A 23,036-nucleotide genomic window follows, 5' to 3' on the forward strand; every position below is an offset into this window, starting at 1 on the left:
GATAGGAATGCGGGGCGTCAGGCGCCACGCGTGTCGGGGCGGCTCGTCAGGTCGGCCTGCGCCGCCGGGTAGAGCGCGTCGCGCACGGCCTTGGCCTCGGCAAAGTAGGACTCGATCGCCTCGCCATCCGCGCTCTCGAGCATGTCGCGCAGGCAATCGAGCTCGGCGCGGTAGTGATCGAGCATCGCGAGGATCTCGTCGCGGTTGTCGAGGCAGATGTCCCGCCACATCACCGGGTCGGAACTCGCGATGCGGGTGAAGTCGCGAAAGCCGCCGGCGGCGTAGCGGAACACCTCGTAGCGCTCGGCCAGGCGGGCGAGCGACGAGACCATGGCGAAGGCCGCGGCGTGCGGCAGGTGCGAGGTGGCCGCGAGCACGTGGTCGTGGTGGGCGACGTCCAGTTGCTCTACCCGGGCACCCACCGCCTGCCACATCGCCTCGATGCGGGCGACGTCCTCGGCACGGTTTTCCGCGATCGGGGTCAGGATCACGCGGTGGCCGCGATAGAGCTCCGCCGTCGCGGCTTCCGGGCCGCTGCGTTCGCGACCGGCGATCGGGTGGCCCGGAACGAACCGGGCCAATTGCGAGGCCGAGAGATGCGCCCTCGCCCGCTCGACCACCGCGCCCTTGACGCTGCCGCCGTCGGTGACCAACGCGTCGTCCGGCAGGCAAGTGGCCAGCTCACCCAGTACCGCGTCCATCGCCTTGACCGGCGTGGCCAGAAAGACGATGTCGGCGCCGGCGACCGCCTCCGAGATCGAGTCGGCCGGTCGGTCGATCAGGCCAAGGCGCTCGGCGGCCAGGCGGGTATCGAGGCGCCGCGAGTAGCCGACCACCTCGCCCACCTCGCCACGCTCGCGCAGGGCCAGCGCCAGCGACCCGCCGATCAGGCCGGTGCCGATCAGGGCCAGGCGGCGGAACATCATGCCGAGCCGTCCTCGTCAGCCAGACGGGCCAGCACCCGCTCGAGCGCCTCGATGGCCCGACGGTTCTGCTCCGCGGTGCCGATGGTGACGCGCAAGGCCTGCGACAACCTGCCCTTGGCCTCCATACCCCCGAGCGGCCGAACGATCACGCCCTCGCGCAGTAGCGCCTCGAATGCGCGTCCGGCGGCGAACGGGGTGATCACGGTGATGAAGTTCGCCCGGCTGGGCACGCTCTGCCAGCCATTGGCTTCGGCCGCGGCGGCCCACTGAGCCAGGCCGGCGCGATTGACCTCGCGGCTCTCCACGATGAACGCGTGATCCTCGAGTGCCGCCTCGGCGGCGCGCAGGGCGAGCGCGTTGACGTTGAAGGGATGACGCACCCGGTCGAGCAGGCTCGCGATCATCGGATCGCTCACCGCGAAACCGACCCGCAGGGCGGCCAGGCCGTAGATCTTGGAGAAGGTGCGCGTGACCACCAGGTTCGGGTAGTGGGCCAACAGCTCCATGCCATCCGGGAACCCCGGGTCGTCGACGTATTCGGTGTAGGCCTCGTCGAGCACCACGATCACGTCCGACGGCACGGCATCGAGCAGGGCACGCAGCTCGGCGGCCTCGACCCAGGTGCCGGTGGGGTTGTTGGGGTTGGCGAGAAACAGCACGCGGGTGTGCTCGTCGACCGCCGCGGCCATCGCCTCAAGATTCGCCCCGAAGGGCATGTCCGGGTCGTCCGCCGGCCGGGCCGGCACCACCTTGGCCTCGGCGCCCGCGGCCTGGGTGGCCAGCGCGTAGACGGCGAAGGCGTGCTCGGAGAACACGGCGTTCACGCCCGGCTCGAGGTAGGCGCGCGCGACCAGTTCGAGCACGTCGTTCGAGCCGTTGCCCAAAGTGACCTGCTCGGAGCGCACGCCGAAGTGCTCGCCGATCGCCCGCTTGAGATGAAACCCGCTGCCATCGGGGTAGACGTGCAGGTCGGCCAGGCCCGCCTGGATCGCCTCGACCGCACGCGGCGAGGCGCCGAGCGGATTCTCGTTGGAGGCCAGCTTGAGCACGTCCGCCACGCCGTACTCCCGGGCGACCTCCTCGGCCGGCTTGCCCGGAACGTACGGGCGGATCGCCGCGACGCAGTCACGCACGCGACCGAACGTCATTGCCGTCTCGCTCGAGTCCATCACTCGCCTCCCGGCTGGCTGATCACCGGCACCGGATAGGAGCCCAGCACCCGCAGCTGGCCGCAGTGCGGTCGCAACTGCTCGAGTGCGGCGGCCACCGCCGGATCATCGCGATGCCCGGCGATGTCGATGAAGAACACGTAGTCCCAGACCCGGTCGCGCGCCGGGCGCGACTCGATGCGCAGCACGTCGATGCCTGCCTCCGAGAGCGGCAGCAGCAGGCGCGTCAACGCCCCGGGCTCGTTGGTCACCGACAGCAACAGCGCCGTCTTGTCGTTGCCCGAGACGGCCACCGGCTCGCGGCCGAGCACGGCGAAACGCGTGGTGTTCTGGACGTTGTCCTGGATATTCGCGGCACGCACCACCAACCCGTGCCGCTCGGCGGCGAACGCCGGCCCGATGGCGAAGACCTCGGGGTCCGACGCCGCCTGCTGGGCGGCCGCACTGTTGCTGGCCACCGCTATGCGCTCGATGCCCGGGAAATGCGCATCGAGCCATTCGCGGCACTGGGCCAGCGACTGGGCATGCGAGACGATCACGCGCGGCGTGCTGCCGGCATCGGGGTGCGCCATCAACTGCTGGTCGATGCGCAGCGCCACTTCACCGCAGAGCAGCAGATCGCTGCCGGCGAGCGAGTCGAGCGTAAGCGAGACACTGCCCTCGGTGGAGTTCTCCAGCGGCACCACGCCGTAATCGACGCTGCCGGCGGCAACCGCACGGAAGACCTCGGGGATGCCCGGCTCGAACTGCAGCCGGCCCCCGTGGCCGAAGGCCGCCACCGCCGCCAGCTCGGAGAACGTGCCCGACGGCCCCAGGGTGGCGATCGACAGCGGCCGCTCGTGGGCCAGGCAGGCCGACATGATCTCGCGGAACAGCCAGGCAACGGTGTCGTCGTCCAGCGGCCCGGGGTTGAGTTCGCGGATGCGCGAGAGCACCTGCGCCTCGCGCTCCGGCCGGTAGAAAGACTGCCCCGGCTCGTGGGCGGGATCGCGTTCCTTGATGAACGCGACCTGCTCGGCCAGGCGCGCACGCTGGCTGAGCAGGTCGAGAATCTGCCGATCGATCGAGTCGATCAGCACCCGCACCTCGTCCAGGCTTTCGGGCAGTGCCGCGTTCACCGCGGCGTTGGCGTCAGTGCCGCCCATGGGCCCGAACGATGATCAGAGCAGGCGCAGGCGCAGGACGCCGTCGATCGCCGCGAGCTCGTCGCGGGTCTCGGCCGGCACGTCACGGTCCACGTCCAGCAGCGTGTAGGCCACCTTGTCACGCGACTCGTTGACCAGGTGCTCGATGTTGACGCCGGCCTTGCCGAGGATGTGCGAGATCTGGCCGACCATGTCCGGGCGGTTGAGGTTGGCGATCGCGATGCGCTGCACACCGGAACGGGCCATCTGCACGTGCGGCATGTTGACCGAGTTCTTGATGTTGCCGTTCTCGATGTAGTCGCGCACCTGGTCGGCGACCATGATCGCGCAGTTGTCCTCGGCCTCGTCGGTGGACGCGCCCAGGTGCGGCAGCGTCAGGCACTTCGGGTGGTTCTTGGTCAGGTTGGTCGGGAAGTCGCAGACGTAGGACAGCGCCTTGCCGTTGTCCAGCGCGTCGACCATGTCCTGCTCGTTGACGATGCCGTCGCGGGCGAAGTTCAGGACCACGACGTTGTCCTTCATGAACGCCAGGCGCTCGGCGTTGATCAGGTCCTTGGTCTGCTCCATCAGCGGCACGTGCAGAGAGACGAAGTCGGCCTTGGCCAGCACTTCGTCAACGCTGCCCGCCTGGTGGACGTCCGGGGAGAGTTCCCAGGCACGCTCGACGCTGATGCCCGGGTCAAAACCAATCACGCGCATGCCCAGCGCCTTGGCCGAGTTGGCCACGCGCACGCCGATCGCGCCCAGGCCGATGATGCCCAGGGTGCGTCCCGGCAGCTCGAAGCCCTTGAAGTTCTTCTTGCCGGCCTCGGTCGCCTTGTGGATTTCCTCATCGGAACCCTCGAGGTTGCGGGCGAAGTCCCAGGCCGGGCCGATGTTGCGGATCGACATCAGCATGCCGGCGATGACCAGCTCCTTGACCGCGTTGGCGTTCGCGCCCGGGGCGTTGAAGACCACCACGCCCTGCTCGGTCATGCGGTCGACCGGGACGTTGTTCACGCCGGCGCCGGCGCGACCGATCGCCAGCAGCGATTCCGGCAGGTCCATGTCGTGCATCTTGGCCGAGCGGACCAGGATGGCGTCGGCGTCATTGAGCTCGGCACCGATGTCGTACTTGTCGGTCGGCAGGCGCTCGAGGCCCTTGTTGGAGATGGCGTTGAGGGTGTGAATCTTGTACATGACGGATTCCTTGAAAACAGTTTCTGGCAGCGAGGCGAGCGGGGCTCAGCCGTGGCGCTTGGCGAAGTCGTTCATGAAATGGATCAGCGCGTCGACGCCGGCTTCCGGCATCGCGTTGTAGATGCTCGCGCGCATGCCGCCGACCGAACGGTGGCCGTTGAGCGTGACCAGGCCCTGGCGACCGGCCTCTTCGAGGAAGGTCTTGTCGAGCGAATCGTCGGCCAGCATGAACGGCACGTTCATCCAGGAGCGGTAGGCCGGCTCAACCGGGTTGCGGTAGAAGTCGTTGCCGTCAATGGCGGCGTAGAGCTTCTCGGCCTTGCGCTGGTTGATCTTGCCCATCTCCTCGAGACCGCCCTTGGCGAGCAGGTGCTCGAACACCAGACCGGCCATGTACCAGGCGTAGGTCGGCGGGGTGTTGAACATGGAGTCGGCTTCCGCCTGGGTGGCCCAGTCGAGCATCGCCGGGGTGTTCTCGCGCGACTTGCCCAGCAGGTCCTCGCGGACGATGACGATGGTCAGGCCCGCCGGGCCGATGTTCTTCTGCGCGCCGGCGTAGATGACGCCGAACTTGGAGACGTCGATCGGGCGCGACAGGATGGTCGAGGACATGTCCGCGACCAGCGGCACGTCACCGGTGTCCAGGATGTAGGGGAACTCCACGCCGGCGATGGTCTCGTTCGGCGTGTAGTGGACGTAGTCGGCATCCGGGGAGAACTGGGTCTCGCCCTCGGCCGGCAGCGTGGTGAAGTTCTCCGGCTTGGTGTCGGCGACGACGTTAACGTCGACGAAGCGCTTGGCTTCCTTGATCGCCTTGACCGACCAGTGACCGGTGTTCAGGTAGTCGGCCTTGCCCGAGCCGTTGCCCAGGTTCAGCGGGATGGCGCCGAACTGGGTGGAGGCGCCGCCCTGCAGGAACAGCACCTTGTAGTTGTCCGGGATGTTCATCAGCTTGCGCAGGTTCGCTTCGGCCTGCTCGGCGATGCCGACGAAATGCTTGCCGCGATGGCTCATTTCCATGACCGACATGCCGGTCCCCTGGTAATCGACCATCTCGTCCCGTGCGCGGGTGAGGACCTCGGTGGGCAACATCGCCGGACCGGCGCTGAAGTTGTAAACGCGAGCCATGACTACTCCTGAACAGAAACGGAAAACAAGCGACCGGGCGATACCTCGCCCGGTCCATCATTCAATCGGAAACAGCCCGCTCGGGCGGGCTGTGTGGGGCGGCGTCCTTCGCCACGGCGGGGATCACTCCTCCGCGTTCTGGTCCTCGAGTTCCTCGTCCTCGCCATCGTCTTCCATGGCCGCGACCGGCTCGACCTGAACCAGGCGCTCGTCCTTGCCCAGACGAATCAGCGTCACGCCCTGAGTATTGCGCGACAGGGAGGAAATCTGGGACACCTCGGTGCGCACGAGTGTACCGCGGTTCGAGATCAGAATCACCTCGTCGGCCTCGCGCACCAGCACGGCGCCGACCAGCTCGCCGTTGCGCTCGCTGGTGTTGATCGCGATCACGCCCTGCCCGCCGCGGTTGTAGACCGGGAACTCGTCGGTGGGCGTGCGCTTGCCGTAGCCGTTCTCGGTCGCGGTGAGCACCTCGCCCTCGTCGACCACGATCAGGGACACCACGAACTGGTCATCCTGCAGGCGGATGCCGCGCACGCCGGCCGCCGTCCGGCCCATCGAGCGCACGTCTTCCTCGACGAAGCGCGTGGCCTTGCCGGCGTTCGAGAACAGCATGATCTCGCGGCTGCCGTCGGTCAGCGCCGCGCCCACCAGGCGGTCGCCCTCGCGCAGGTCGATGGCGATGATGCCGGCCTGGCGCGGACGGGAGAAGTCGACCAGCGGGGTCTTCTTCACCTGACCGTTACGCGTGGCAAAGAAGATGTAGTGATCGTCGACGAACTCGCGGATCGGCAGCATGGTGTTGATGCACTCGCCGTCCTGCAGGGGCAGCACGTTGACCACCGGACGACCACGCGCACCGCGCGCGCCCTGCGGCAACTGGTAGACCTTGCGCCAGTAGACGCGGCCGTAGTTGGTGAACATCAGCACCCAGGCGTGGGTGCTGGCCACCAGCAGCTGCTCGATGACGTCCTCGTCCTTCATGCGGGTCGAGGCCTTGCCCCGGCCGCCGCGGCGCTGGCTGCGGTAGTCGGTCAGCGACTGGGTCTTGATGTAACCCTCGCGCGAGAGCGTGACCACGCGGTCTTCCTCGGCGATCAGGTCTTCCATCGAGAGATCTTCGTAGTCGACGATGATTTCGGTGCGACGCGGGTCGGCGTACTCGTCCTTGATGCGCATCAGCTCGTCGCGGATGACCTGCATCAGGCGCTCGTCGGAGCGCAGGATGTCGAGGAGATCGATGATGCGCTCGAGCAGCGTGGCGTACTCCTCGACGATCTTGTCCTGCTCGAGACCGGTCAGGCGGTTGAGACGCATCTCCAGGATGGCCTGCGCCTGCTCGGGCGAGAGGCGGTAGCTGCCGTCTTCCTGCAGGCCGAACTCGTCGCCCAGCGCCTCCGGGCGCGAGGCGGCGGCGTCGGCCTTCTCGAGCATGGTACGCACCACGCCGGACTGCCAGGTGCCCTCGAGCAGCTTGACCTTCGCCTCGGCCGGGGTGGGCGCGGCCTTGATCACGGCGATCATCGGATCGATGTTCGCCAGCGCCACGGCCAGACCCTCGAGGATGTGGGCCCGGTCGCGCGCCTTGCGCAGTTCGAAGATGGTCCGCCGGGTGACCACCTCGCGGCGGTGGCGCAGGAAGACGTTGAGGATCTCGCGCAGACCCACGGTGCGCGGCTGGCCGTCGACCAGCGCGACCATGTTGATGCCGAAGACGCTCTGCAGCTGGGTCTGCTGGTAGAGGTTGTTGAGCAGCACGTCGGGCATCTCGCCGCGCTTGCACTCGATCACGACCCGCATGCCTTCCTTGTCGGACTCGTCGCGCAGCTCGGCGATGCCCTCGATCTTCTTCTCGCGCACCAGTTCGGCGATGCGCTCGATCAGGCGGGCCTTGTTGACCTGGTAGGGCAGCTCGGTGATCACGATCGAGGTGCGGTCGGTCTTCTCGCTGTCCTCGAACTCGGCGCGGGCGCGCATCACGCAGCGGCCTCGACCGGTGAGGTAGGCGTCGCGCAGGCCGGCCGCGCCGTTGATGATGCCGGCGGTCGGGAAGTCCGGCGCCGGAACAAAGGCGAGCAGGTCGTCGTCGTTGATGGCCGGGTCGTCGATCATCGCGACCGTGGCATCGAGCACCTCGCCAAGGTTATGCGGCGGGATGTTGGTGGCCATGCCCACGGCAATGCCCGACGAGCCGTTGACCAGCAGGTTCGGGAACTGCGCGGGCAGCACCTGCGGCTCGGATTCCGAGCCGTCGTAGTTATCGATGAAGTCGACGGTTTCCTTGTCGATGTCGGCGAGCAGCTCGTGGGCGATCTTCGCCATGCGCACTTCGGTGTAACGCATCGCCGCCGGGGCGTCGCCATCGACCGAGCCGAAGTTGCCCTGCCCGTCGATGAGCATGTTGCGCATGGAGAAGTCCTGCGCCATGCGCACCAGCGCGTCGTAGACGGCGGAGTCGCCGTGCGGATGGTACTTACCGATAACGTCACCGACCACGCGGGCCGATTTCTTGTAGGGCTTGTTCCACTCGTTGCCCAACTCGCGCATCGCGTAGAGGACCCGACGGTGCACCGGCTTCAAGCCGTCGCGGGCATCCGGCAGCGCCCGTCCGACGATCACGCTCATCGCGTAATCGAGGTAGGACTGCCGCATCTCGTCTTCGAGATTGACCGGGAAGATTTCTGAAGCGAACTGAGTCATTCGAGTGTCCTGGTACCCACGAGTGTCCTGATTCATCGGCTCGGCTGTTGCCACCGAAAACGGCGCATGGCGGCGACCGCTTACGGCCCCGCTCGCAACCCTTGGCCCGTCCGGGCCACCGAAGCCCGCGACACCGCCGCAAGCCCGTCAGGGCAACGGCCGAATGGGGGCTCCGGCAAACCGGTGCATGGTACCACAGAGAGCCCCCTCGGCGCGGGCGGTGGACCGCGCGCCCTCAACCACCCGGGCGCGCCCCGCTTGCGGGCCGTTAAAGGAGGGCGAGGCAGGATTCGCCAAGGGCGATACGGCCAGCAGCCGGCCGGAGCCAAGACACGTCAATCAAACAGGCGGGCGATCGAGCCCCGATCCGGGTGACGCACGACACCAGCCTCGGTGACCAGGGCATCGATCAGCCCGGCAGGGGTGACGTCGAAGGCGGGGTTGTAGACGCTGGCACCCTGCGGGGCGAGCAGCTGGCCGCCGACCTCGCTCACCTCGGCGGCCGGCCGCTGCTCGATCTCGATCGCCGTGCCGTCGTGGCAGCCGCGGTCGATCGTCGAACGCGGCGCGACCACCATGAACTTCACCCCGTGGTGACGCGCCAGCACGGCCAGCGAGTAGGTGCCGATCTTGTTTGCCGTGTCGCCGTTCGCGGCGATGCGATCGGCACCCACGATCACCCAGCCGACGCGCCCGGTGGCCAGCACGCTCGCTGCCGCCCCATCGCAGATCAGCCGGTAGTCGATCGACTCTTCCTGCAGTTCCCAGGCCGTCAGCCGCGAGCCCTGGAGCCAGGGCCGGGTTTCATCGACGTACACGCCCTCGATCCGACCCGCCGACCAGGCATCACGGATCACCCCGAGTGCCGTCCCCTGCCCGGCGGTGGCCAGCGCCCCGGTGTTGCAATGGGTCAGCACCCAGCCGCGGTCGCCGTCGCGTTCGATCAGTGCTGCGCCCCGCTGGCTCATGGCGAGGTTCGCCTCCACGTCGCGCGCCTCGATGGTCCGCGCCTCGTCGCTCAGTCGCTCGAGCCGCTGCGCGTCCGGCAGGGATTCCGCGTCGCGCAGGCACGCGACCATCCGATCCAGCGCCCACACCAGGTTCACCGCCGTCGGACGGGCGGCAGCCAGCTCGCGATACCCCGCATCGAGCGCGTCGACCGTGAGCGTCTCGCCCTGCGCGGCGAGCGACCGCGCCGCCAGCAGATACCCGTAGGCAGCGGCCACGCCAATCGCCGGCGCACCACGCACCGCCATTTCGCGTATCACTTTTGCCACGCACGTTGCGTCCGTACAACAGATCCACTCGACCCGATGCGGCAGGCGCCGCTGATCGAGCACGTGAAGGATATTGTCCTTGTATTTCAGCGCTTTAAGCACACCAAACTCCTGGATAAAACCCTGATGGAATGACCTGTCGGCATCGACTTCGGAAGGCGGAATAATCCCCGTTGCGCGATTTTGATGCCTAGGCACGCAATCAATCGGCGCTATTTTTGCACTTTGCCGGAATGGGCGGCTACTATTCCGGTGAGATTCAACCGTTGCCGGACCTGAATCGCGCTATCCCTAGCGACACCAAAGTCATCTCTGACCTCAGAAGAAACAAGGAGATTTCACAGATGAAGAAAATGACCGTGATCGCTGCCTCGGTTGCAGCCACGTTTGCCTTCTCTGGCCAGACCTTCGCCGGGGGTCAGTCCCCGTACGTATTCACCAGCAACGGTGAGCCGGTCAAGACCGGTCATGGTCCGTGCCTGTACAACGCTCACGGTACGCTGAACAGCGAAACCGCGATCGAAGAGTGCAACCCGGAGCTGGTACAGAAGGAAGCCGCGCCGGCACCGAAGCCGCTGGTCGAGCCGCCTCCGGCACCGGAAGCCAAGACCATCACGCTTGAGGCCGACACCTACTTCGACTTCGACAAGTCGAACCTCAAGCCGGAAGGCAAGGACACCCTGAACGCACTGGTACGCGACATGGGCGACCTGAACGCCGTCGCCAACATCGAAGCCGTCGGCCACACCGACAGCATCGGTACCGACGAGTACAACCAGGGCCTGTCCGAGCGTCGCGCCGCGACCGTCAAGAACTACCTGGTTGACCAGGGCGTTCCGAGCGACAAGATCGAGACCCAGGGCATGGGCGAGTCGAACCCGATCGCTACCAACCAGACCCGTGAAGGTCGCGCTCAGAACCGTCGCGTTGAAATCACCGTACAGGGCACTGCCCAGTAAGGCGTCTACAACGTCCGACGCGACAAACACCGCCTTCGGGCGGTGTTTTTGTTTGGGGCTCTTTTTATCTCGCCGCAGGCGAACGCGATCGAGATATACCCGATGGTGCCTATACTGGTCACCGAGGCGCCCCTGAGCCCGAACGCCACATAATCACAAGTATCGAGGAACCGTCATGGAAGAAGCAGGCTTTTTCTCCCTGTACGTAGTGCCGTGGATCATCAAGATCCTGATCGCCGCCGCGATCGCCGTCGGTGGTTACTTCATCGCCAAGATGGGCAGCCCCTGGCTGGCCAAGCTGCTGGGCCGGAGCGGCCTGGACCAGATGCTGGTGGGCTTTGTCGTCGCCCTGGCCCGCGCGGCGTTCCTGCTGTTCGTCGCCATTGCCGCGCTTTCCCAGCTCGGCCTGGACACCACCTCGCTGGTTGCCCTGGTCGCCGGCGCCGGCATTGCCGTCGGTCTGGCGCTCAAGGACTCGCTGGCCAACTTCGCCGCCGGTGTCATGATCCTGATCTTCCGCCCCTTCAAGGCCGGTGATTTCATCATCTCCGGCGGCCTGATGGGCACCGTCAACGAGATCGGCATTTTCCACACCCGCATGAACACGCCCGACAACGTCGAGCTGATCGTGCCGAACGGCCAGCTCTACGCATCGGCGATCACCAACTACAGCGTGCGCGACACCCGCCGCCTGGACCTGGCGATCGGCATCGACTACGCCGACGACATCGCCAAGGCCAAGGAGCTGATCATGCAGGTGTTCGAGAAGGACGATCGCGTGCTCAAGGACCCGGCCCCGGCCGTACTGGTCGACCAGTTCGGCGCCTCGAGCGTCGACCTGCTGGTCCGTCCGTGGATCCGCTCGGCCGACATGCCGCACATCAAGTCCGACCTGCAACAGCAGATCAAGGAAACCTTCGATGCCAACGGCATCACCATCCCGTTCCCGCAGATGGTGATCAGTTCGGCCGAGGAAGGCGCCGGCGACGACAAGCTGACCAAGAGCTAAGGCCGTCACCCTCCCCCGCCCCGGGGGAGGAAGCCACGAAACGCAAAAAGCCCGCCGGACAACGGCGGGCTTTCGCTTTTTCTGGTCAGACGATTTGGCGGAGAGGGAGGGATTCGAACCCTCGGACCCCGAGAAGGGGTCAACGGTTTTCGAGACCGCCCCGTTCGACCGCTCCGGCACCTCTCCAAACGGGAAGGATGCGACAGCGGTCGCACCCACGCCCGGCGCGCAGGCCGGGCCACACAGAAACTGGCGGAGAGAGAGGGATTCGAACCCTCGGTACGGGGTTACCGTACACACGCTTTCCAGGCGTGCTCCTTCGACCGCTCGGACACCTCTCCGTTTTCCACCCGACCCGGGCAACCCGCGTCAGGAAGGGCGCAGAGTTTAACCAAACCGACCGGCCATGACAATGGTCAGCGACGACGGCCGCCCGGCCACGAGTTTCAGCGCCCGAGTTTCATCACCCCGGCTCGAGCACCGCCATCGACTCCACGTGGGCGGTGTGCGGGAACATGTCCATCACGCCCGCAGCCAGCAGCCGCCAGCCATACTCGTGTACCAGCCGGCCCACGTCGCGGGCAAGCGAGCCCGGATGGCAGGACACGTACACCACACGCTCCGGGCGCATGCGCGCGATCACGGGCATCATCGCCTCGGCCCCGGCCCGCGGCGGATCGAGCAGGATCCGCTCGAACGACTCGCCCAGCCAGCCATGCCCCGCGTGCGGCTCGAACAGGTTGCCGACCACGTGGCGGGTCGTCTCGATGCCGTTGTCACGCGCGCAGGCTGCACCGCGCTCGACCATCGCCGCATCGGCCTCCACGGCGGTCACCGATCCCGCCGTCCCCGCCTTTCGGGCCAGCGGCAGGCTGAAGTTACCCAGTCCCGCGAACAGGTCCAGCACGCGATCACCCGGCTGCACCGCCAGCCAGTCGAGTACCTGGTGGACCATGCGCTGGTTGATATCGGCGTTGACCTGGGCGAAATCCAACGGTGAAAAGCGGATCTCGACGTCGAATTCGTTCAGGCGGTAGCTCGGGTAGACGTCGCGCGCGCCGGCCACCAGCGGCTCGAGCGTCTCCGGGCCGCCCGGTTGCAGGAAGACGGCGAAACCATGCGCGTCGGCAAAGGCATCCAGCCGCGCCCGATCGGCCTCGGTCAGCGGCACCATGTTCCGGAACGCCAGCGCGCAGTGCGTATCACCACAACCCACCTCGATCTGGGGCAGGTCGCGCCGGGCATCCATCGCGCCGATCAACTCGGCGATGGCCGGCAGTTTCTCACCGACCCGCGGGTCGAGTACCGGGCAGGTGTCGATGTCGGTGATCAGTGCCGAGCCGAGTTCGCGAAAACCCACCAGCGCCCGCCCCTTCTTGCGCACGTACCGCACGCCCAGACGGGCCATACGTCGGTACCCCCAGATCGGCCCGGTCAGCGGCGCGAGCACCTGCTCCGGCTCCACCCGGCCGATACGCGAGAGCTGATCGAGCAGGGCCTGCTGCTTGTGGGCCACCTGAGCCTCGGCCGCCAGGTGCTGCATGGCGCAGCCACCGCAGACGTGGAAATGCGGACACCCCGGCTCGATGCGCTCCGGGCTGGGCGTGTCCACGGCCACGGCATCCCCGAGGTCGAAATGCCGGCGCTGGTCGCGGTAGACAAAGCGCACGTCCTCGCCCGGCAGGGCCCGGCCGATGAAGGTGGCCTTGCCGTCGAGGTGGGCGACACCCCGGCCCTCCAGCGTCAGTGATTCGATATGGGCGGAAAACTCGCCCCGTGGAAGTTGCTTGATGCGCTTGCGTCGCGCCATGGGATTCGCTCTCGGGAAGATTGGTCCGGAAACGGCTGGCCGCTCCGGGTTCAGCGAGATTCGACCGGCGCACAGGGGCGCTGCAGGGCCGCTTCCAGGGCCCGGGCCCGCTTCGGCGGTCTCAGGGGGCTCCGGATTGTCCGCGGTGGCCGGTCCCGCAGGGCGTCACGCACCACGAAACGGGCGAACCATTCGCGACCGGCCCCGATATCGACCGGCCGCCCGGCGTTCGTTTCACGGGCCAGTTCACGTGCCGCCGACTCGGTGAGTCGGACATGCACCGACACCTCGTCTTCGGCCGGGACGAACCGGACGGCCTCCACCCGTTCGCGGCAGAGGTCGAATGCCAGCGGCGGCCCAGCCTGGGCGGGAGCCGCCAGGGCCACCGACAGCAAGACAGCGAGTGCGGCTGCCCGCATCAACCGGCAGGAAAGACGCCGGTGGATAGGTAGCGATCGCCCCGGTCGCAGACGATGGTGACGATCACCGCGTTCTCCACCTCGGCGGAGACCTTCAGCGCCGCGGCCATCGCCCCGCCCGAGGAAATCCCGGCCATGATGCCCTCCTCCCGGGCCAGCCGTCGGGTCATCTCCTCGGCCTCGTCCTGCTCGATGTCCAGGGTGCGATCGACACGGGCCGGCTCGAAGATGCTGGGCAGGTATTCCTTCGGCCAGCGGCGGATACCGGGAATCTGCGCCCCCTCGCCCGGCTGGACGCCGACGATCTGCACGTCGGGATTCTGCTCCTTGAGGTAATGCGAGGTGCCCATGATCGTGCCGGTGGTGCCCATGGCCGCAACGAAATGCGTCACCCGGCCCTCGGTGGCCGCCCAGATCTCCGGGCCGGTGGTCAGATAATGCGCGCGCGGGTTGTCGGGGTTGGCGAATTGGTCGAGCACGACGCCCTCACCGCCCGCGGCCATGGCCGCGGCGAGATCGCGCGCGCCCTCCATGCCCTCCTCGCGGGAGACCAGCTTGAGCTCCGCCCCGTAGGCGGCCATCGACTGGCGGCGTTCGATCGACATGTGCTCGGGCATGATCAGGGTCAGGCGCAAGCCCAGTGTCGCGGCCACCATCGCCAGCGCGATGCCGGTATTGCCGGACGTGGCCTCGACCAATCGGTCACCGGGCTTGATCTCGCCGCGCTCCATGGCGCGCGAGATCATCGAGTGGGCGGCCCGGTCCTTCACCGACCCGGCGGGATTGTTTCCCTCGAGCTTGCCGAGGATCACGTTGCCGCGTGCCGCGCCGGTGGGGTCGAGGCGCTGGATTCGCGCCAGCGGCGTGTTGCCGATCAATTGATCAAGACGGTGACCTAACATACGCTTTGCCGGCTCGCTCCAGTTACCCGTTTCATCTCAAAACCCCACCGGGGATCGGCGGATTTTCCGCGCCCCGAGTATGCCACAAAGGCCTTCGGTGAACGCTTCGACCCGCAGAACACAACCCACGCCGAAAGCGGGCCGCACCGGCCGCCTGGCACCGCTGGTCGCCGGCGCGCCCCGGGTCGTGGTTGCGCTGGCCCTGCTCGCGCTTGCTGCCCCTCCGGTGTTGCTGGCCATCGAGGCATCCCTCGCCGGCCGCTCGCTGCCCTCGCCCGGGTTCTGGATGGTCACACTGGGCTGGGGGGCGACCTGGATCGTGCTCGTCGTGGCGGCCGCAGCGTTTTCCATGCGACGAGGCACGCCCTCACGGGAACCCAGAACCCCGGACGACACGCCGGCACAACCCCCGCGCCGGACCGGTGCGGAAAGCCAGCTCTCGGCCGCGTCGGTCCTTGAGCTGGTCAACCAGCAATGGGTGACCCCGCTGGGTCATATCCGCTCGGCGGTCGACTCGCTCGCCACCCTCGAGCGCCGGCTGAGCCGCTGTGCGCCCCCGGCCGAGCCCGGGCAGCAGGAGCCGGCCAAGTCGCTGCAGCTCATGCGCCACGCCAGTCACCGCCTGCGGATCTCGATCGAGAACATCATCGACTACCACGAGATCAACGCCGGACGCATGACGCGCACCGACGGGCGGGTCAACCTGCGCACCACCGGCGAGGACCTGGTCACCGACTGGCAGACCACGGCCCAGCGCGACGGCGAGGTGCTGCAATTCATCGGCTACCAGGACCTGCCGCGCGAGATCGTCTTCGATCCGCAGATGCTGCGTCGCCTGCTCGACCGCCTGCTCAACGAGATCCTCTGCATCGCCCAGCTGCACGAGCCGGCCATCACCCTCGAGCTCGAGGACGATTTCGAGAACGACGGCGGCGATCGGATCGGGCGGTTTCGGCTGACCGTCGACGGCCAACTCCGCGAGGGGTCGCTCGATCGCGAACAGCTCACCGAGCGCCTCGTCCAACCGCTCCCTGAAGGCCTCGAGGGGCTGTTGGTCGATGACCTGATCGATCTCTGGATCCTGCGCTGCATCTCGCATCACCTCGATTCGGCACTCGAGGTGGTCGAAACCACGCCCGATCGCTTCGGCATGACCGCCACCTTCAGCGCCCCCATCCTGATCGGCGAGCCCGACAGCAGCGACCGGCTGGCCGGCCAACTGATCGCGGTGGTCTGCGCCTCACCACAACATCGACGGGCCTGGCAGGGCAATCTCGCCGCGCTCGGGGCGAGCATCCAGGTCGAGCCGGACTTCGGTCAGCCGGTCGACCTGCTGTTCATCGACGAGCGGATCGTCGAACGCCACCACGACGACCCGGCATTCGGCCAGTGGGTATCGCTCGCCGGGCGCGTTATCGGCCTGTCCAGCCACCTGACCATCCGCGGGCGCCCGGCCGCCCCGCTGCACTGGGCCGACTTCACCCTGCCGCTGTTCATCCGCGCCCGAGCCCTGGCCGCCTCGCTGGAGCGCGTCCTGGGGGCCCCGGCACCCGGGCCGGGCCGCCGTCCGGCGCGATTGGCGCCACCGACGCAATCCCAACGGCCGACCGCCAGCACCGCGCCATCCCGTCCGGCCAAGGCCGGTCGACACGCCCTGTATTCGTTCGCCGGGCGCACCGCGCTGGTGATCGACGACGACCCGGTCTACCTGGCCCACCTCGGTCAGACGCTGCGTGAACTGGGCTTTCACGTCCTCGAGGCCACCAACGGCAAACACGCGCTGGCCCTGGCCGACCACGAGGACATCGACGTGGTCTTCACCGACATGCACATGCCGGACATCACCGGCGCGGGCGTCGCCCGCATCCTCAAAAAGCGGCCGCGTCACCTCGAGACGCCCATCATCGCGATCACCGCAAACCGGCAGGGCAACGTCCACCAGGACCTGTTGCACAGCGGCATCGAGCGGGTGCTGACCAAGCCGGTGACCGCCGGCGACCTGCTGAGCGCGATCGGCGAATTCTTCCCGCTGGAAACGCACGGCCGCGTCGACCCGGAGGCCAGCCCCCCCGCCAACGGCGACCGCAAGGACGAGCGCGATCCCTTCCTGACCCGCCTGCTCTGTGACGAGCTGCCCGGGTACCGTCGCCTGCTGACCGAGCAGACCGAGGACCGCGACGCGCTGCGCCATGCCGCGCACAAGCTCCGGGGCGCCGCCGCCTGCTGCCGGGAAACCGAACTACAGACCCTCGCCGGCGAGCTCGAGGACGCACTGGACGCCAATGCCGATGCCAAACGGATCGACCCGCTGCTCGACTCGCTGATCGGCTGCATCGACGGCATCAACGCCAACCCCGTCTGCGACAGCGGCGCGTCCTGATCGCCCGCCGCGTATTTAAGGGAATCGTGATTCAGCTGGCCCGAATTCGCTGCTAGGATGCTGTGAGACAGATGTCACCCAGGGTCGGGTGGCCAACCGCAGGCAGGGAAGGAACAGGGACGATGCAACTAGACAACGTCGCGGCGTATGGAGGGGCTGATTCGGGCATGGTCGTCTTTCTCTGCACTGCCTCCGGGCGCGTCCTGAGCGCCAGCCCCCGGGCCGAGGAGCTGTTCCCGGCCGATGGCGAGCAGACCCTCCGCGAACGCCTGGAAAGCCGCCTGCGACTGAACACCACCCCGTCGCTGGGCAGCGCGCTGATCGACGGCGAGGAAACCTCGCTGGTCGGCCTGATGGACAACCGCGAGATCACCCTCGGCGTCACCCCGCTGAACGACCACCAGCGGATGGTGGTGATGATCGAGAGCCTCTGCCCGCCCACCAGTCTCGACTCGCTCACCGGCCTGCCGGACCGCAGCGCGATGCTCGAACGCATCCGCGAGATCCAGTCCGACGGGGAAGGCGGCCACCGCCTGATGCTGATCGACATCGACCGTCTCAAGACCGTCAACGACTACCTCGGCTATCACGTCGGCGATCGGGTGATCCGCGATCTTGCCGTCGCCATGCAGGCGGCCGTCCCCGACGACGTCATGGCCTCCCGCTGGAGCGGCCATGAATTCATGCTCCTGATCCCGCCGCGCCAGGCCGAGCACAGCTCGCAGATCGCCGAGCGCATCCGCTCGGCCGCCGCCAGCGTACGCTTCAATGCCGGGGAAAAGGCCACCCAGCTGGGCACCGTCACCGTCAGCATCGGCCACGGCGCGCTCGGCCCCGGCGAGACCAGTCGCACCCAACCCCGCGACCAGCTCTCCTCCCTGAACGCGGCCGTCTACGAGGCCAAGCGCACCGGGCGCGACCGCGTGGTCAACGCCGACCGGTTGCAGCAACCGTCCGTCTACACCACGGGCGGGGCGCTCGACCGTGCCATCCACGAGGGCCGCATCGTGGCCGCCAGTCAGCCGATCGTCGATCTCAAGACCGGCGAGGTGGTCGCCGACGAGGCACTGGCACGCATGATCACCCCCGAGGGCGACGTCATCCCCGCCGGGCTGTTCATCGAGGCCGCCTCGCGACTACAGATGGCCCATCGGATCGACTTCGAGATCATCAACCAGACGATTACCAACTGCGTGGCCTCGATCGATCACCGACCGATGGCGCACTTCGTCAATATCTCCGGGGACTTCCTGCAGCACCCGGAGCTGATGGAACAGGTGATCAGCAACGCCCGGGCCGCCTGCGAGTGCATCGGCGGTTCGGGCCAGGTGGAGGTCAAGCCGCTGGTCCTGGAGATGACCGAGCGCGAGGTGCTCGAGGACACTGCCGATGCCTTCAGTGCGCTCAAGCCATTGATCGATTTCGGTCTGCGCCTCGCCCTGGACGACTTCGGCAGCGGCTACTCCTCCTACCGCTACCTCCTCGACATGCCCTTCACCTTCCTCAAGATCGAGGGGGCGTTGGTGCAGAACATGAGCGAGAGCGTGCGCGCGCAGAAAATCGTCCAGCACATCCAGGCCATGGCGAAGGACATGGGCCTGATCACGGTCGCCGAATTCATCGGCGACACGCGCACCGCCGACATGCTGCGCGAGATGGGAATCGACTGGGGACAGGGCTTCCATTTCGGCCGTCCGGAGATCATCCGCCCCCTGACGAACCACAACCGGGCCATGGTCCACGACATCTGACCGCCCGGTTGCCGACGGCCTTCCTCGGCACGGCAAAATGCGCTATCCTGCGCGCCCTGTTTCGGAGTGTAGCGCAGCCTGGTAGCGCACCTGCATGGGGTGCAGGTGGTCGGGGGTTCAAATCCCTCCACTCCGACCAAATCGATCAATCAGTTGGGCCGCCTGTAATGGGCGGCCTTTCTGCGTTTTGGACGACGAGAATGTCGTCCCGGTTTCAATGGATCGCTTTCAGGGAGCGGACGCGGCAGCCGACCGCGGTAGGGTGACGTGAAATCGAGTTCGACGCCCGAGCGAGTCAGCAGCAATCTCCCCGTCATGCGCGTGAATGATGGCCCTCGTGATCGCCAGACCCAACCCCAGCCCGCCGGTGGTACTCCCATGGCGAGGCCTTGCCGCCTCGGCCCGATAAAACCGATCGAAGATCATGGGCAGCTCCGATGGCGGAATGGGATCACCGGTGTTCTCGACGATCAGGGATACGGTTTTCGATTGTTCCGCGATAGTAATCCGCACCTCACCGCCCTCTCCCGCATGGCGGATGGCATTGGAGAGCAAGTTGCTGAATGCACGCCGCAACATCAGGCGGTTCCCGCGGACCGAGGCCTGGCCCGACGCCTGCAAACGAACGCCCTCCTCCTCGGCCAACGCGTCATAAAACTCCAGCAGGTCAGCAATCTCGTCGTGCAGGCGAATCTCTTGAATCGACGGCAAGGAGAGGCCGTTGTCCGCCTGAGCCAGGAACAGCATGTCGGCGATCATGCGCGAGAGCCGATCAAGCTCCTCGGCGCTGGAGGCAAGCGTTTCCTGGTACTCGTGTTGAGTCCGCGATCGCGACAGGGCGACCTGGGTCTGGGTGAGCAGGTTGCTCACCGGCGTTCGCATCTCGTGGGCCAGGTCCGAGGAGAAGTTCGACAATCGCCGGAACGCCTCCTCCAAGCGAACCAGCATGCAATTGAGTTCGTGGGCAAGCCCCCTGAGCTCCCGGGGTACCGACTCCTCCGGCAAACGGCAGTCGAGCTGCGAGGCGGTGACCGAGGCCGCACGCTGCTGTAGCAAGCGAAGCGGTGAAAGCCCACGCCGCGATGCCCACCAGCCCAACAGACCACTGAGAAACGCCGCCACCGGAATGAACACGCTCAACGTCCGACCATAGCGCTCCATGAACCGCTCGTGGTGATCGATATTGATCGCCACCACCACGAGAAACGGCGTGAGATCCGACAAGGCCGTCTGCATGGTCGTGGCAAGCCCGCGGTAACGCGAGTCACCCTCACTCCAGGCGAACAGCACATCGGCTTGCTCGACCTGTTTCCGGTTGATCGCCTGATCGGGGAACGACAAGTCGGGCGGCGCGAGAATGGTCGAGCCACCGTCGGTTCGAACGAACACCTTGAGCTTCGGGTCGCTACGGAACATGTCGAGCACCGCCTCATCCAGCGCCTGCAGTTCCTGCGCGTCGGGCGGGCTGGCCAGCAACCGCTCCAGCACCTCGACCTTGCCCTCGAGAAGGCTGCGATCCATCTCGATGAAGTGACGTTCGACCGCGGCATTGAGCAGCCAGCCAAGGCCGATCAACACCGAAGACGACAGCAGGACGAACAGCAGTGTCAGCCGGGCGGTGAGGGAGAGGGCCAATTTCATGCCTCGGGCTCGTCTTCCATGACGTAGCCCATGCCCCGCACCGTTCGAATCAATCGGCGTTCAAATGGCTCGTCGACCTTGCGACGAAGCCGGCGGACGGCCACCTCAACCACGTTGGTGTCGCTGTCGAAGTTCATGTCCCAGACCTGGGAGGCGATCAGCGAGCGCGGCAACACCTCGCCTTTTCGACGCATGAAAAGCTCCAGCAGGGCGAATTCCTTTGCCGTCAGATCGATTCGCTCTCCGGCCCGTGTGGCCCGGTGGCCGAGGCGGTCGAGCTCGAGGTCGGCCACGCGCAGGGTGGTCGGTTCGGGTTCTGCCCGACCACGACGCAAAAGGGTGCGCACGCGGGCCAGCAATTCCGAGAAGGCGAACGGCTTGATCAGGTAATCGTCGGCACCCAGATCGAGGCCTCGCACGCGATCCTCGACCTGGTCCTTCGCGGTGAGCAGAAGAATCGGCATGTCTCGACCGTTCCGACGCAGGGTCTCCAGCACCTGCCACCCATCCATGCCGGGGAGCATGACGTCCAGCAGCATCAAATCGAAGGGCTCGGTAAGCGCCAGATGCAGCCCCTCGACACCATCCGGCGACAGGTCGACGGTATACCCAGCTTCGGTCAGACCCTGCTGCAGGTACTGGCCCGTTTTGCTCTCGTCTTCGACGATCAACACCTTCATTCGACAGCTCCCGAATAATCTGGGGTCATTCTGCCACCGCGCCGAACCTGGCTCATGAAGATTACAAGGATGTAATCAGCGGGTCAGGCGCCTGACAGCTCGCCGGGCTACCTTCGTGGGCAAGTCGTTAAAAGTCATCCCGACAGGCGAACCAAGGGAGCACTCAACAATGGATCGACGTCGTTTCTTGAAGCACAGCGTCGCGGTGGCCGCCACGGCAAGCCTGGGCTCGATTACCGCGCAACCCGCCCGGGCGGCCAGCCGCAACCGTCCCACCCTACCGATGCCCGAGGTCCTCGACGTCACCCAGAGCGGGCGTCTGGAACTGACGGCCCAGGCCGGCAAAACGGTGTTCGCAGGCGGATCGTCCTCACCGACGCTCGGCTACAACCAGGGTTACCTTGGCCCGTTCGTCCGTGCACGCCAGGGCCAGGAGGTCGCCGTCCGGCTGCAGAACGATCTCGACGAGCCACTCGCCACTCACTGGCATGGCCTGCTCGTCCCCGGGGAGGTCGATGGCGGCCCTCACCAAGCGATCGACCCCGGCAAGGTGTGGGAGCCGATCCTGCCGATCGACCAGCCGGCATCGACGGCGTGGTTTCACGCCCATACCTTCCCGCATACGGCTCGCCAGGTCTACGCGGGCCTGGCCGGGGTGTTCCAGATCGACGATGGACTTGATGCCGACCGGGGCGTGCCTCACGAACACGGTGTCGATGACCTGACGCTGGTGATCCAGGACCGACGCCTCGACGATGCCGGTCGACTGGATTACCGGCTGAGCATGTTCGATCGCATGCACGGCTTCCAGGGTGACCGCCTGTTCGTCAACGGCGCAGAACAACCCCGTAGCCCGGTGCCGAACTCCATCGTCCGGTTACGCCTGCTCAACGGCTCGAATGCCCGCATCTTCCACCTGCGCTTCGAGGACGGGCGCCCGATGCATGTGATCGCGGGCGACGCCGGGTTCTGGCCCAAGCCGGTGGCCACCGACGAGCTGCGCCTGTCACCGGGCGAACGCTTCGAGGTACTGGTGGATTTCCGCGACGGGCGCGAGGTGGCGCTGATCACCGGCCCGGATCAAAATCGGGGCGGCCCCGGCATGATGGGGATGATGAGCAACATCCGCTCGTTTGCCTCCGGGCTGGTCGAAGGCGACCAACGGGTGCTGTCGTTCCACCCGGATGACCGCAAGGGTCGGGTGGATCGTCTCCCGGAGGCCACTGGTGACTCCCTGCCATCGCGGCCGACAACCTTCGATCGTCGACGCCACTTCCGCCTCGACATGATGCTCGGTGGCATGCCGATGATGCGAGGCATGATGGGCGACGGCTCCGGCCCCTCCATGGGGATCAACGGCCAGCCGTTCGATCCGCATCGCATTAACGAGGACGTCGCGCTCGGCACCATCGAACACTGGACCATCGAGAGCGACATGCTGATGCACCCGTTCCACATCCATGGCGTGCATTTCCAAGTGCTGACCGACGAGACGGGGCAGTCGCCCCGGCTGGAAAATCGAGGCGCGAAGGACACCCTGCTGGTCGATGGCCGGGCAGAGATCGCGGTGCGTTTTACCCAGCCGGCCGGCAAGGACACCCCGTTCATGTACCACTGCCACATCCTCGAACACGAGGATGCCGGGATGATGGGTCATTTCACGGTTTCCTGAGCCCGCTCGCCCGCGGTGGCGGGCCCGGGCCTCGGCCCAACGTTATCAGGAGAAAAGAAAATGGGATGGGATCACACCATGGGATTTGGCGGAGGCTTCATGTGGATCGTCTGGATACTGCTAATCGCGGTGATCGCCTGGCTGATCGTCGCCCTCTCGCGACAAGGCCGTTCCTCAGGAGAGCCGTCTCCCCGGGAGATTCTCGATCGCCGCTACGCTCGGGGCGAGATCGACAAGGAAACCTATGAACGCATGAAGGACGAGCTCGACTGAACACCTCCCGCCCCGA

General features: G+C 66.6%; 17 protein-coding genes and 3 tRNA genes. 7 read left to right on the forward strand and 13 right to left on the reverse strand.

Translation table 11 applies throughout. The annotated features are described in order from the left end of the window. Positions 1–17: 17 nt before the first annotated feature. From LV475_RS01670 to mtnA, 7 genes are all read right to left on the reverse strand, one after another. A complete protein-coding gene (locus tag LV475_RS01670; RefSeq protein ID WP_136866358.1) occupies positions 18–923 on the reverse strand; it encodes a prephenate dehydrogenase in 906 nt (301 codons plus the stop codon). After that, on the reverse strand, positions 923–2,074 hold the full coding sequence (gene hisC, locus LV475_RS01675; RefSeq protein WP_136866357.1) for a histidinol-phosphate transaminase: 1,152 nt from the start codon (positions 2,072–2,074) through the stop codon (positions 923–925). Before hisC ends, LV475_RS01670 begins: the two co-directional genes overlap by 1 nt. Before the next feature lie 20 nt (positions 2,075–2,094). Continuing rightward, positions 2,095–3,240, reverse strand: a complete 1,146-nt coding sequence (gene pheA / locus LV475_RS01680; protein ID WP_136866338.1) for a prephenate dehydratase — start codon at positions 3,238–3,240, stop codon at positions 2,095–2,097. 15 nt (positions 3,241–3,255) lie between these two features. Beyond that, positions 3,256–4,419 (reverse strand): 3-phosphoglycerate dehydrogenase family protein, encoded by a 1,164-nt coding sequence (locus tag LV475_RS01685; protein ID WP_136866337.1) that lies wholly within the window; start codon positions 4,417–4,419, stop codon positions 3,256–3,258. Positions 4,420–4,464: 45 nt separating this feature from the next. Beyond that, positions 4,465–5,547, reverse strand: coding sequence for a 3-phosphoserine/phosphohydroxythreonine transaminase (gene serC / locus LV475_RS01690; RefSeq protein ID WP_136866336.1), 1,083 nt, complete (start codon positions 5,545–5,547; stop codon positions 4,465–4,467). 123 nt (positions 5,548–5,670) lie between these two features. Then, positions 5,671–8,247, reverse strand: coding sequence for a DNA gyrase subunit A (gene gyrA, locus LV475_RS01695; protein WP_136866335.1), 2,577 nt, complete (start codon positions 8,245–8,247; stop codon positions 5,671–5,673). A gap of 335 nt (positions 8,248–8,582) precedes the next feature. Then, positions 8,583–9,641: an S-methyl-5-thioribose-1-phosphate isomerase gene (gene mtnA / locus LV475_RS01700; RefSeq protein WP_430886860.1), complete on the reverse strand. Its 1,059-nt coding sequence runs from the start codon at positions 9,639–9,641 to the stop codon at positions 8,583–8,585. A gap of 227 nt (positions 9,642–9,868) precedes the next feature. On the opposite strand from mtnA, the gene LV475_RS01705 reads away from it, so the two are divergent. After that, entirely contained in the window at positions 9,869–10,483 is a 615-nt protein-coding gene (locus tag LV475_RS01705; RefSeq protein ID WP_250105624.1) for an OmpA family protein, read from the forward strand. Positions 10,484–10,658: 175 nt separating this feature from the next. Beyond that, positions 10,659–11,492: a mechanosensitive ion channel family protein gene (locus LV475_RS01710; RefSeq protein ID WP_250105625.1), complete on the forward strand. Its 834-nt coding sequence runs from the start codon at positions 10,659–10,661 to the stop codon at positions 11,490–11,492. A gap of 95 nt (positions 11,493–11,587) precedes the next feature. Here LV475_RS01710 and LV475_RS01715 read toward each other — a convergent pair. The 4 genes from LV475_RS01715 to cysM form a co-directional block, all read right to left on the reverse strand. Beyond that, positions 11,588–11,678: transfer RNA gene (locus LV475_RS01715), tRNA-Ser, on the reverse strand. Positions 11,679–11,742: 64 nt separating this feature from the next. Next, positions 11,743–11,833, reverse strand: a tRNA-Ser gene (locus LV475_RS01720). A 122-nt stretch (positions 11,834–11,955) separates the two neighbouring features. Continuing rightward, positions 11,956–13,302: a 23S rRNA (uracil(1939)-C(5))-methyltransferase RlmD gene (rlmD, locus tag LV475_RS01725; protein WP_250105626.1), complete on the reverse strand. Its 1,347-nt coding sequence runs from the start codon at positions 13,300–13,302 to the stop codon at positions 11,956–11,958. A 418-nt stretch (positions 13,303–13,720) separates the two neighbouring features. Then, positions 13,721–14,623, reverse strand: a complete 903-nt coding sequence (gene cysM / locus LV475_RS01730; RefSeq protein WP_250105627.1) for a cysteine synthase CysM — start codon at positions 14,621–14,623, stop codon at positions 13,721–13,723. A 97-nt stretch (positions 14,624–14,720) separates the two neighbouring features. Between cysM and LV475_RS11115 the strand changes: the two genes are divergently transcribed. From LV475_RS11115 to LV475_RS01745, 3 genes are all read left to right on the forward strand, one after another. Further along, positions 14,721–17,003 carry a response regulator gene (locus tag LV475_RS11115; RefSeq protein WP_250105628.1) on the forward strand — a complete coding sequence of 761 codons (2,283 nt, stop codon included), beginning with the start codon at positions 14,721–14,723 and terminating at the stop codon, positions 17,001–17,003. Between the two features lie 122 nt (positions 17,004–17,125). Beyond that, positions 17,126–18,754, forward strand: coding sequence for a bifunctional diguanylate cyclase/phosphodiesterase (locus LV475_RS01740; RefSeq protein ID WP_250105629.1), 1,629 nt, complete (start codon positions 17,126–17,128; stop codon positions 18,752–18,754). Between the two features lie 62 nt (positions 18,755–18,816). Then, positions 18,817–18,893 (forward strand) — tRNA-Pro (locus tag LV475_RS01745). An 89-nt stretch (positions 18,894–18,982) separates the two neighbouring features. Here the strand turns inward: LV475_RS01745 and LV475_RS01750 are convergent. Both LV475_RS01750 and LV475_RS01755 read right to left on the reverse strand, forming a co-directional pair. Beyond that, positions 18,983–20,389 (reverse strand): heavy metal sensor histidine kinase, encoded by a 1,407-nt coding sequence (locus LV475_RS01750; RefSeq protein ID WP_250105630.1) that lies wholly within the window; start codon positions 20,387–20,389, stop codon positions 18,983–18,985. A gap of 2 nt (positions 20,390–20,391) precedes the next feature. Then, positions 20,392–21,075: a heavy metal response regulator transcription factor gene (locus LV475_RS01755; protein ID WP_156574550.1), complete on the reverse strand. Its 684-nt coding sequence runs from the start codon at positions 21,073–21,075 to the stop codon at positions 20,392–20,394. Between the two features lie 169 nt (positions 21,076–21,244). On the opposite strand from LV475_RS01755, the gene LV475_RS01760 reads away from it, so the two are divergent. Both LV475_RS01760 and LV475_RS01765 read left to right on the forward strand, forming a co-directional pair. Continuing rightward, complete coding sequence (locus LV475_RS01760; protein WP_250105631.1) at positions 21,245–22,747, forward strand: multicopper oxidase domain-containing protein; 1,503 nt, start codon at positions 21,245–21,247, stop codon at positions 22,745–22,747. 60 nt (positions 22,748–22,807) lie between these two features. After that, entirely contained in the window at positions 22,808–23,020 is a 213-nt protein-coding gene (locus LV475_RS01765) for an SHOCT domain-containing protein (RefSeq protein WP_136866325.1), read from the forward strand. Positions 23,021–23,036 lie beyond the last annotated feature (16 nt).

Source organism: Guyparkeria hydrothermalis, assembly GCF_023555375.1.
Taxonomy (GTDB): Bacteria; Pseudomonadota; Gammaproteobacteria; order Halothiobacillales; family Halothiobacillaceae; genus Guyparkeria; species Guyparkeria hydrothermalis.

Coding starts and splice junctions, on each gene's coding strand:
- LV475_RS01670 (WP_136866358.1), bottom strand. CDS start 923: ATGTTCCGCCGCCTGGCCCTGATCGGCACCGGCCTGATCGGCGGGTCG.
- hisC (WP_136866357.1), bottom strand. CDS start 2,074: ATGACGTTCGGTCGCGTGCGTGACTGCGTCGCGGCGATCCGCCCGTAC.
- pheA (WP_136866338.1), bottom strand. CDS start 3,240: ATGGGCGGCACTGACGCCAACGCCGCGGTGAACGCGGCACTGCCCGAA.
- LV475_RS01685 (WP_136866337.1), bottom strand. CDS start 4,419: ATGTACAAGATTCACACCCTCAACGCCATCTCCAACAAGGGCCTCGAG.
- serC (WP_136866336.1), bottom strand. CDS start 5,547: ATGGCTCGCGTTTACAACTTCAGCGCCGGTCCGGCGATGTTGCCCACC.
- gyrA (WP_136866335.1), bottom strand. CDS start 8,247: ATGACTCAGTTCGCTTCAGAAATCTTCCCGGTCAATCTCGAAGACGAG.
- LV475_RS01705 (WP_250105624.1), top strand. CDS start 9,869: ATGAAGAAAATGACCGTGATCGCTGCCTCGGTTGCAGCCACGTTTGCC.
- LV475_RS01710 (WP_250105625.1), top strand. CDS start 10,659: ATGGAAGAAGCAGGCTTTTTCTCCCTGTACGTAGTGCCGTGGATCATC.
- rlmD (WP_250105626.1), bottom strand. CDS start 13,302: ATGGCGCGACGCAAGCGCATCAAGCAACTTCCACGGGGCGAGTTTTCC.
- cysM (WP_250105627.1), bottom strand. CDS start 14,623: ATGTTAGGTCACCGTCTTGATCAATTGATCGGCAACACGCCGCTGGCG.
- LV475_RS01740 (WP_250105629.1), top strand. CDS start 17,126: ATGCAACTAGACAACGTCGCGGCGTATGGAGGGGCTGATTCGGGCATG.
- LV475_RS01755 (WP_156574550.1), bottom strand. CDS start 21,075: ATGAAGGTGTTGATCGTCGAAGACGAGAGCAAAACGGGCCAGTACCTG.
- LV475_RS01760 (WP_250105631.1), top strand. CDS start 21,245: ATGGATCGACGTCGTTTCTTGAAGCACAGCGTCGCGGTGGCCGCCACG.
- LV475_RS01765 (WP_136866325.1), top strand. CDS start 22,808: ATGGGATGGGATCACACCATGGGATTTGGCGGAGGCTTCATGTGGATC.